The organism is Micromonospora sp. NPDC003944 (assembly GCF_053605225.1).
Genome location: NZ_JBSGIV010000072.1, coordinates 20,990 through 30,966, shown reverse-complemented (window position 1 = coordinate 30,966; position 9,977 = coordinate 20,990). Strand labels below are relative to the sequence as shown.

The following is a 9,977-nucleotide window of genomic DNA, read 5'->3' as shown; positions in this document are numbered from 1 at the left end:
CTACCAGGCCAACCTGCAGCGCTTCGCCGACCTCGGCGTGGACGTGCAGATCACCGAGCTGGACGTGATGACCGGCGGCAACCAGGCCAACATCTACGGCGCCGTCACCCGCGCCTGCCTGGCCGTCTCGCGCTGCACCGGCATCACCACCTGGGGTGTACGGGACTGCGACTCGTGGCGTGGCTCGGACAACGCGCTGCTGTTCGACTGCAACGGCAACAAGAAGGCCGCGTACACCGCGGTCCTGGACGCCCTCAACGGCGGCTCGACCCCGCCCACCACGCCACCGCCGGGCTCCGGGGTGGACACCAGCGCCTGGTACGTGTTGCTGAACCGCAACAGCGGCAAGGCGTTGGACGTGTATGCCTCGGCCACCACCGACGGTGCCCGGATCAGCCAGTGGACGCGCAACAACGGCACCAACCAGCAGTGGCAGTTCGTCGACTCGGGGAGTGGCTACTACCGGGTGAAGGCGCGCAACTCCAGCAAGGTGCTCGACGTCAGCAACTTCTCCACCGCCGACGGTGGCGCGATCGTGCAGTGGTCCGACCTCAACGGGACGAACCAGCAGTTCCGGCTGGCGAGTTCGACTGACGGCTACGTCCGGTTGATCAACCGCAACAGCAACAAGGCGGTCGAGGTGCAGGGCGCGTCCACCGCCGACGGCGGAAACATCGTCCAGTACGCGGACTGGGGCGGCACCAACCAGCAGTGGCAACTGGTGAGGATCGGCTAGCAACCACCACCCTCGACCTGGGGAGAGAGTTGCCGGCCGCTCGGGATCCGGCCGGCGCTCGCCCAGGCCAGGGCGTGCACAGTGGCGGCCCGCCCCCGTCCCGGGGCGGGCCACCATGAGGGTGGGATCTGGCGGTTCCTCGCCCAGTTCTCCTGACCTGTTGGGCGGCGTGCGCTCCCGCGCCCGGGGTTGGGCGCCGTCGGTCGTCAGGGACGGTCAGCGTTCGAGGCGGACCGGGCTCCCCGAGCCACTGCGGCGGACCAGCCAGGCCTCGGTGATGTGGGTGAACATCGCCTCGGCGGCGCCGTTGGAGTCGTGGGCGGCGATGCGTTCGTAGATGCGGCGGTGGCCCTGGTTGGACGCGACGCACAGCGCCCGCTCGGTCCGGCCCATGTAGCGGGCGGTGTTGATGACCTGACTCTCCAGCGCGCGTACGACGCCACGGGCGATGCGGTTGCCGGACGCCTGCATGATCACGTCGTGGAAGGCCCGGTCGTGGTCGTGGTAGGTGACGTGGTCGTCGACCAGCTCGTCCATCCGGTCCACCATCGCGCGCAGTCGGTCGACGGTCTCGGTGTCGGCGTGGCGGGCGGCGACGTTCGCCATGTCGGACTCCAGCACCCGACGCGTGACGACCAGATCGTCGAGTATGGCGAGGCTGTCGTCCACCGCGATGGTGGCGGCGAGGACGAGCTCGTCCAGCATGTCCCAGTGTGACGGTGGGGTCACCAAGGTGCCGGCGCCCTGGCGGACCTGCACCAGCCCCTTCTCCTGAAGGATCTTGACGGCCTCCCGGACGACGGTCCGGCTCACGCCGAAGGTCTCGCAGAGGATCGGCTCGGGGGGTAGGGACGTCCCGGACGGGTGGACGCCGCGGACGATTCGCTCCACCAGTTCGGCGGTGACCGCCCTGGCGAGATTGGTCGGCCGACGCACCCATGCCGGGGTCCCCGGGCTGTTCAGGGCTGTCTCCTGCGGTGGCGTCATGTCCCCCTCCGAATGGCTCGCCGTGGCACGACGTCTGGATCAGTGTACGGCCGAGTGTTGACGTCACACGTCATACGAGTTACCTTCCCGTCAACATTGGCTCGCGGGGCACCCGCCGGCCACCCCCCATACAGAGGTGACAACTGATGAGACAGCGCGCAATATGGTCGGCCGTCCTCGTTGTGGGCCTGGCCCTGGCCGGTTGTGGAAGTGCTAGCGATTCGGGCAAGTCGACCAGCTCGGATGGCAAGTTGGTCGTGTGGGACTGGAAGTCCGGCGAGCCGTTCGCCAAATCCTATCTGGACAAGGCCAAGGCGGACTTCAAGAAGAAGCACGCCGACGTCGAGGTCGAGTTCGTCGCACAGCCCTTCGACCAGTACTACACCCTGCTCGGCGCGGCCATCCAGTCCGGCAAGGGCCCGGACGTCATGATGTTCAACGGCGGCGGCCAGATCCGCGACCGGGCGGACGCGCTGGTGCCGATCACCGACTACGTGGCCGAGGACAAGCAGCGGCTGGCCGGGTGGGAGGCGTTCACCAAGGACGGCAAGGTCTACGGCGGCCCGGTGACGCTGCAGGGTTACCCGATCTACTACAACAAGGACATCTACCAGAAGGCCGGCCTCGACCCGGCCAGCCCGGCCACCACCTGGGACAAGTTCGTCGCGGACTGCGCCGCCGTCGCCAAGGCCGGCTCCAAGTGCTTCGCCCTCGGCAACAAGGAGGGCGTCGGCATCCAGTTCTGGCTCTCCAGCATGGGGGCGGTCACCCTCACCGCCGCGGAGTACGACGCCTGGATCACCGGCAAGCGCGACTGGACCTCGCCGAACGTGAAGCGGGTCTTCCAGCTCTGGAAGGAGACCGGCGACAAGAAGATGAACACGGACGGGGCCAACTCGACCGCCATGTTCAACGACTCCTTCGCGGCCTTCCAGTCCGGCAAGGCCGCCCACGTCATGGGCCTCATGTCTGACGTCGGGCACTGGAAGGCCTTCAACGAGTTCCTCACCCCGGAGAAGCTCGGCGTCATGAAGCCCCCGGTCGTCACCGCTGGCACCACCCCGAGCCTGCCGTACGACGGTGGCATCGGCTACGCGGTCGCCAAGTGGACGAAGGACCCGAAGGTGGCCGCCGACCTGGTGCGCTCGCTGACCTCGACCGACGCGTTGAAGGCGTTCTACGCCGACGCCGGCGCGATCGCCGCCGACACCACCATCGACGTGTCGCAGGCTGGCCCGGCCGCCAGCACGATCGTGAGCGAGCTGAAGAGCGGTAAGCCCGCTCTGCACGTCGCGCTCTCCTCGAAGACGATCGACCTCATGGGACGCCTCTCCCAGCAGCTGCTCAGCGGTTCGATCACCGTCGACGAGGTGGTGAAGCAGTTGGCTGCTTCCGACCAGGCAGGCTGACCTCGTGCCAATCGGAAACACGCAGCCGTCGGTCCGCCTGGCTTCGGCCGGGCGGGCCGGCGGTCCGGCGGTCACATCCCCCGCGCATCGCGGTGGCACCCCTGCCCGTCGCACTCGTAACGGCCCGGGGGCCGAGCGCTACGCCCCCTACATCCTGGTCGCCCCGGCCGTCCTGATCATCGTGGCGCTGCGGCTCTACCCGCTGGTCCTCGGGGTCAACTTCTCCTTCACCGGCGACGGTGACCAGAACGGAGAAGCGGTCGGGTTCGGCAACTACCAAGAACTGTTCGCTGATCCGCTGTTTCGCACCGCGCTGCGCAACGTCGGGCTGCTGGTGCTGCTGCTCCCGGTGGCGGTGGCGATCCCCGGTCTGCTCGCGACGTTCATCTACCTGCGGGTGCCCGGCCACCGCTTCTACCGCAGCGTCTACTTCTTTCCCGCCGTGCTCTCACCGGTCATCGTCGGTGCGATCTTCAACCTGCTGCTCGCCTTCGACGGCCCGCTCAACGCGGTGCTCGGGTCGGTCGGCATCGGTCCGGTGGACTGGCTCGGCGACCCCGACATCGCGATGTTCATGGTCGTGGGGGTGCACATCTGGGCCACCTTCGGCATGGCCCTCGTGGTGTTCCTCGCCGGCTTCGCCACGCTCGACGCCGCCCTGCTGGACGCGGCCCGGGTGGACGGGGCGTCGCTGCGCCAGGTCGTCTGGCACGTGATCATTCCGAGTCTCGCCCGGACCATCCAGTTCGTCTTCGTGACCACGATGATCGGGATGCTGACCTCGATGTTCGGGCTGCTGTTCGTGATGACAAGCGGTGGTCCGGAGGGCTCGACCTACCTGCCGGAGTACTACATCTGGATCCAGCAGGGTCAGATGAACCGCCCGGCCCTCGCGTCGGCCGCGTCGACGATCCTCTTCGTGATCATGCTCGTGGTGGGGCTGCTGCAGATCAAGCTGCTCGACCGGTCCGGGAAGGAGGACTGATGCGCCAGGTTCGCCTGGGATGGTGGTTGGTCGCCGTCCCCATGTCGCTGCTCGCGCTGGCGACGATCTACCCCCTGCTGTTCACCGCCAACGTCGCGTTGAAGACCCGCCGGGAGTACATCCTCGACCGGTTCTCCCTGACCGACTCGCTGCGCTGGGAGAACATCAGCACGGCGTGGACCAGCGTCGGGATGGGCCGCTACTTCGTCAACTCGCTCGTCGTGGTGACGCTGTCGGTCCTCCTGCTGCTGCTGCTCGGGTCGATGGCCGGCTTCGCCCTGAGCCAACTGCGGTTCCGCGGCTCGTCGGCGTTGTTCCTGGGCTGCCTCGCGGGGCTCTTCATCCCGTTCCAGGTGATCATGGTGCCGCTCGCCCGGATCATGGCCGACACCGCGCTGATCGACACGTACCCCGGCCTGATCCTGGTCTACGTGGCCCAGTTCCTGCCCTTCACGGTGTTCCTGATGACGAGCTACTACCGGGGGATCCCGCCGGAGATCGTCGACGCCGCGCGGATCGACGGCAACACGGTGTACGGCGTGTACCGCCGGATCATGCTGCCCCTCGGCACCCCGGCGCTGCTGTCGGTCGGCATCCTCAACGCCCTGTTCTGCTGGAACGACGTCCTCATGGCGTTGGTGATGATGCCCTCGGCCGAGAACCGGACGCTCATGATCGGGGTCACCTCGTTGCGCGGCCAGTACTCAGACAACATCCCCACCTTCGCCTCCGGGGTGCTGATCGCCGCGATTCCTGTCCTGTTGGTCTACCTGTTCCTCCAGCGCCAAATTGCCGACGGTGTAGCCGCCGGTTCCACGAAGGGTTGACCATGCGGATCACGGGTTATCGGACGCTCTCCACGGTCCAGGAATGGGGGCGCCCCGTCGGTGACGCCAACGGCGTGTTCGCCGACGGGGTGGTCCCGGTCTCGATCGTCCTCGTCGACACCGACGAGGGCATCACCGGCGTCGGCCTCGGGCCGCACGTCGAGATCGAGCGGATCTTCGCTGCCATCGAGGGCGAGGACCCCCGTGCGGTGACGACCCTGTACGACCGCATGCTGCGGCACACCTTCAAGGCGGGCCACGCGGGGCCGGTCTTCGGCACCATCGGCGCTCTCGACACCGCGCTGTGGGACATCAAGGCGCAGGTTGCCGGTGAGCCCCTGTGGCGGCTGCTCGGCGGACGGGACCGGCGGGTCACGGCCTACGCCTCCGGCCTGGACATCGGCTTGACTGACGACGAACTCGTCGCCGAGTATGAGGTCTACGCCAGTCGCGGCCTGCGGGCCGCCAAGCTCAAGGGTGGCCTCGACATCGAGCGGGACCGGCACCGCCTCGGCCTGGTCAGGGACGTACTGACCGAGGCTGGGCGCGGCCGGCGACCGGGTCTGATGCTCGACGTCAACGAGGCGTGGACCCGCAAGCAGGCCGTGCGGCACGTCTGCGAGCTGGAACGCACCCTCGATCTCATCTGGATAGAGGAGCCGGTCCGTCGCTGGGACGCCGAGGGCCTGGCCGCCGTGAGTCGAGGAGTGTGCGCGTCCGTCGCCACCGGGGAGAACCTGACCGGGCTCGAACAGTTCCGCCCGCTGATCGCCGCCGGTGCGGTCGACGTCCTCCAGACGGCCGCGGTCTGGGGGGTCACCCACTTCCTCCGGGTGTCCGCCCTGGCGCTCGCCCACGACCTGCCGGTCAGCCCGATCGGCAACAGCCCGATCGGGTTGCTGCACGCCGCGACCTCGGTGCCGAACCACCTGACCAGCGAGTTGCAGGACCTGCGCCCGCCGGTCGGCATCTCCGTCGACCTGCACGTCGAGGATGGCGCCTTCATCCTCGGCGACGCGCCCGGGTTGGGGGTCCGGGTGGACGAGGAGCGGATCCGGGCGGCCAACCGCCGCCCACAGGCGCTCACGGCGGACAGCCCCAATGTGCGACCGGAGCGGGCCGGACGGCGGCTGCTGGCCGGCGTGGACGGGGTGATCCCCACCCGCCAGGTGCCCGTCGTGCCGCTGAGCTCCCGCAACGAGGTGTCGCCGACCGTACGGCACTGAGCTGAACACCAGAAGAGGAAGGGTGTGGGTGCATCGCGACGGCGGTGCACCCACGACCATGTCCGGTCGGCACGACCGACGTACCGACCGTCGAGACGGAGGAACGATGAAGGCAGTCGTCTACCGGGGAGCGCGAGACCTCGGCATCGAACACCGCGACCCGGAGCCACCGAGTCGTGGCCAGGTACGGATCGAGGTGGCGTACACCGGGATCTGCGGCACTGACCTGCACATCTACCACGGGGACATGGACGCCCGGGTTGGTGACTCCGCGGTCATCGGGCACGAGATGTCCGGGCGGATCGCGGCGGTCGGCGAGGAGGTGACCGGCTTGGCCGTCGGTCAGCCCGTCACCGTCATGCCGACCCGGCCCTGCGGACGCTGCGCGGCCTGCAATCGGGGCAACTCCCACGTCTGCCACGCGATGAACTTCCTCGGCATCGACTCGCCGGGTGCGATGCAGTCCTCCTGGACGGTGCCGGCGGAGCTGGTCCTGCCGCTCCCGGAGGAGTTGCCCCTCGAGCACGCGGCGCTTGTCGAGCCGGTCGCGGTCGCCGTGCACGACGTACGCCGGGGGAACGTGACAGCCGACGACCAGGTGGTGGTGGTCGGCGGCGGGCCGGTCGGCGTCCTCATCGCCACCGTCGCCCGCAGCCGCGGCGCACGGGTGCTCCTCGTCGAGCCGGACACGTTCCGACGCGAGGTGGCGGAGGGGATCGGCGTCGAGGCCGTCGACCCGCTGTCGACGGATGTCGTGGCGCTCGTGAACGACCGTACCGACGGCGCGGGCGCCGACATCGCCTTCGAGGTGTCCGGCTCGCCGGCCGGCGTCACCACCGCTGTCGACGTCCTCACCACTCGCGGGCGGTTGGTGATGGTGGCGATCCATCCCCAGCCCCGGGAGGTCAACCTGCACCGGTTCTTCTGGCGGGAGTTGGAGCTTCTGGGCGCACGGCTCTACCAGCGCGACGACATGGTGGAGGCGATCCGACTTGTCGCCTCGGGTGCGATTCCGGCACGACAGCTCATCTCCCGGATCGAACCGGTCGAGAAGGCCAGCGCGGCCTTCGCGGCGTTGGAGGGTGGCGGCGTCATGAAGGTTCTGCTTGATGTGCGGGAGGGTGACAGGTGACGGCGCTCTTCGACCTGTCCGGCCAGACCGCAGTCGTGACCGGGGCGCGGCGCGGCATCGGCCTCGCGATGGCCGAGGCACTGGCCCTGGCCGGCGCCGACATCGTGGGTGTCTCCGCTCAGCTCGAAGCGGAGGGCAGCGAGGTCGAGCGCCGGGTGCGAGCCGCCGGCCGCCGGTTCACCGCGCTGCGGGCGGACCTCGGCGACCGGGCGGCCGTGCACGGGCTGGCCCGCGACATCATCGCGCTCGGGCCTGTCGACATCCTGGTGAACAACGGCGGCACGATCGCCCGGACCCCGGCCGCGGAACACCCGGACGAGATGTGGGACCAGGTGATCGAGGTGAACCTCAGCAGCCAGTTCGTCCTCAGCCGGGAGATCGGCCGGACGATGGTCGAACGCGGCCGAGGGAAGATCATCTTCACCGCGTCGCTGTTGAGTTTCCAGGGCGGCATCACCGTCCCTGGTTACGCCGCGTCGAAGTCGGGCGTGGCCGGCCTCACCAAGGCACTGGCGAACGAGTGGGCGGCGCACGGGGTGAACGTCAACGCCATCGCGCCCGGTTACATCGCCACCGACAACACCCAGGCCCTGCGCGACGATCCGGACCGCAACCGGGCGATCCTCGGCCGGATCCCGGCCGGGCGGTGGGGTCGGGCAGACGACCTCGCCGGCGCAACGGTGTTCCTGGCGGCGAGCGCGTCGGACTACGTCAACGGCGTCGTCCTGCCCGTCGACGGCGGATGGCTGGGCCGATGACGGGCGCACCGGAGCCTGGGCGGGCCGGGATCGTCGACGCACACCACCACCTCTGGGTCCGCGCACGGCACCCGCAGCCGTGGATCGACCCGGTGACCATGTCGGCCATCGACGCCGACTTCGAACCCAGCGATCTCGCGCCGCCGGCTCGGGCGGCCGGGGTCACCGCGACCGTGGTGGTGCAGTCCATCGCCTCCGACACGGAGACGGTGGACCTGCTGACCACCGCCGCCGAGGACACCCTGGTCCGTGGGGTCGTCGGCTGGGTGGACCTGACCGCCGACGACGTCACGCAGCGACTCGAACGGCTCCAGGCCGGACGGGGTGGGGAACGCCTCGTCGGCATCCGCCACCTCGTGCAGTCCGAGACCGACCCGGCGTACCTGGACCGTCCGGACGTCCGCCGGGGGATCGCCGCGGTCGGTGCCGCCGGCCTCGTCTTCGACCTGCTGGTACGCCAGCACCAACTCCCTATGGCCGCGCGTCTCACGCGTGACCTGCCCGAGGTGAGCTTCGTCCTCGACCACCTGGGCAAGCCCGCGCTCGGCACCGCCGAGGTGGCCCAGTGGAGCCGGGACCTGCGGTCGTTGGCGGACTCGCCAAACACGACGGCGAAGCTCTCCGGTCTGGTGACGGAGGTGCCGCGCCCGGACTGGACGGCGGGGGACCTTCGGCCTGCCGTCGAGGACGCGCTCGACGCGTTCGGGCCGGACCGACTGATGTTCGGCTCGGACTGGCCGGTCTGCCTTCTCGCCAGTTCCTACCAGCGGTGGGTCGACACCCTTGCGGAACTGCTGGACGGCCAGGACGAGGCCGGCCAGGCGTCGATCTGGGGCGAGACGGCACGCCGCGTCTACGGGCTGGAGGCGTCATGACCGCCCGCGCGCTGCCGCGCCTCCCGGAGGTACGCCTCAGCGAGCTGGGCTTCGGCGCGGCCCAGGGTGGCAACCTGTACCGGACGACGACGGACGAGGAGTTCGCCTCGGCGGTCGACGCCGCGTGGGAGGCGGGTGTCCGGTACTTCGACACGGCGCCGCACTACGGCCTCGGGCTGTCCGAGCGGCGGCTCGGCGCCGCGCTGCGCCAACGGCCGCGCGACGAGTACGTCGTGTCGACGAAGGTCGGACGAATCCTGGTGCCGTCACCCGAGGACGCGCACCTGCGGGACTCCGAAGGGTTCGACGTGCCCGCGGCACACCGGCGGGTGTGGGACTTCAGCCGCGACGGCGTTCTCCGTTCCATCGAGGCCAGCCTGGACCGGACCGGCCTCGACCGGATCGACGTCGTCTACCTGCACGACCCGGACGACCACTGGGAGCAGGCCGCGTACCAGGCCGTCCCCGCCCTGATCGACCTGCGGGAGCAGGGCGTCGTGGGCGCCATCGGCGCCGGGATGAACCAGTCGGAGATGCTGGCACGGTTCGTCCGGGAGACCGACGTCGACGTGATGATGTGCGCCGGCCGGTACACCCTGCTCGAACAGGGCGCGGCCGCCGACCTGCTGCCGGCTGCCGAGGCCCGGGGGGTGGGCGTGGTCATCGCCGGCGTCTACAACTCGGGGCTGCTGTCGCGCGACCGGCCGCCGGCCGACGCGGTCTACAACTACCAGCAGGCGCCGATGGAGGTGATCGAGCGGGCGCGGCGGATCGCCACGGTCTGCGAGACGTACGGGGTGACCCTGCCGCAGGCGGCGCTCGCCTTCGTCCGCCGGCATCCGGCCGTGGTGTCGACGGTGGTCGGCGTCCGCAACGAGGCGCAGGTGGTCGAGACGGTGCGGCGGTCCCGGGTCGTCGTGCCGGAGGAGTTGTGGGACGACCTGGCGGCGGCCGGGCTGCTCGCCGCGCCGCCCGGTCTGCCTGCCTGATCGACGACGACGTCCCGGCCGGGACCGGCTCCGTTCCTCGGATACCGGTCCCG

10 protein-coding genes are annotated in these 9,977 nt (G+C 69.7%); 9 read left to right on the top strand and 1 reads right to left on the bottom strand.

What is annotated here, in order from left to right:
• Positions 1 to 736, top strand: a 736-nt coding sequence (locus ACWER9_RS27230; protein ID WP_452304523.1) for an RICIN domain-containing protein, incomplete at its 5' end; no start/stop codon positions are given.
• Positions 737 to 952: 216 nt separating this feature from the next.
• Here the strand turns inward: ACWER9_RS27230 and ACWER9_RS27225 are convergent.
• Positions 953 to 1,723 carry a FadR/GntR family transcriptional regulator gene (locus ACWER9_RS27225; RefSeq protein ID WP_452304522.1) on the bottom strand — a complete coding sequence of 257 codons (771 nt, stop codon included), beginning with the start codon at positions 1,721 to 1,723 and terminating at the stop codon, positions 953 to 955.
• A 146-nt stretch (positions 1,724 to 1,869) separates the two neighbouring features.
• Here ACWER9_RS27225 and ACWER9_RS27220 point away from each other — a divergent pair, with 146 nt between their 5' ends.
• The 8 genes from ACWER9_RS27220 (at position 1,870) to ACWER9_RS27185 (ending at position 9,924) form a co-directional block, all read left to right on the top strand.
• Complete coding sequence (locus ACWER9_RS27220) at positions 1,870 to 3,132, top strand: ABC transporter substrate-binding protein (RefSeq protein ID WP_452304521.1); 1,263 nt, start codon at positions 1,870 to 1,872, stop codon at positions 3,130 to 3,132.
• A 4-nt stretch (positions 3,133 to 3,136) separates the two neighbouring features.
• On the top strand, positions 3,137 to 4,117 hold the full coding sequence (locus ACWER9_RS27215) for a carbohydrate ABC transporter permease (RefSeq protein ID WP_452304520.1): 981 nt from the start codon (positions 3,137 to 3,139) through the stop codon (positions 4,115 to 4,117).
• Positions 4,117 to 4,944: a carbohydrate ABC transporter permease gene (locus ACWER9_RS27210; RefSeq protein WP_452304519.1), complete on the top strand. Its 828-nt coding sequence runs from the start codon at positions 4,117 to 4,119 to the stop codon at positions 4,942 to 4,944. Before ACWER9_RS27215 ends, ACWER9_RS27210 begins: the two co-directional genes overlap by 1 nt.
• A 2-nt stretch (positions 4,945 to 4,946) precedes the next feature.
• Positions 4,947 to 6,170 carry a mandelate racemase/muconate lactonizing enzyme family protein gene (locus ACWER9_RS27205; RefSeq protein ID WP_452304518.1) on the top strand — a complete coding sequence of 408 codons (1,224 nt, stop codon included), beginning with the start codon at positions 4,947 to 4,949 and terminating at the stop codon, positions 6,168 to 6,170.
• Between the two features lie 106 nt (positions 6,171 to 6,276).
• Positions 6,277 to 7,302: a zinc-dependent alcohol dehydrogenase gene (locus tag ACWER9_RS27200; protein ID WP_452304517.1), complete on the top strand. Its 1,026-nt coding sequence runs from the start codon at positions 6,277 to 6,279 to the stop codon at positions 7,300 to 7,302.
• Positions 7,299 to 8,060 (top strand): SDR family NAD(P)-dependent oxidoreductase, encoded by a 762-nt coding sequence (locus ACWER9_RS27195; protein ID WP_452304516.1) that lies wholly within the window; start codon positions 7,299 to 7,301, stop codon positions 8,058 to 8,060. The genes ACWER9_RS27200 and ACWER9_RS27195 overlap by 4 nt, the downstream gene beginning before the upstream one ends.
• Positions 8,057 to 8,935 (top strand): amidohydrolase family protein, encoded by an 879-nt coding sequence (locus tag ACWER9_RS27190; protein ID WP_452304515.1) that lies wholly within the window; start codon positions 8,057 to 8,059, stop codon positions 8,933 to 8,935. Before ACWER9_RS27195 ends, ACWER9_RS27190 begins: the two co-directional genes overlap by 4 nt.
• Positions 8,932 to 9,924 carry an aldo/keto reductase gene (locus ACWER9_RS27185; protein WP_452304514.1) on the top strand — a complete coding sequence of 331 codons (993 nt, stop codon included), beginning with the start codon at positions 8,932 to 8,934 and terminating at the stop codon, positions 9,922 to 9,924. The genes ACWER9_RS27190 and ACWER9_RS27185 overlap by 4 nt, the downstream gene beginning before the upstream one ends.
• The last annotated feature ends 53 nt before the right edge of the window (positions 9,925 to 9,977 follow it).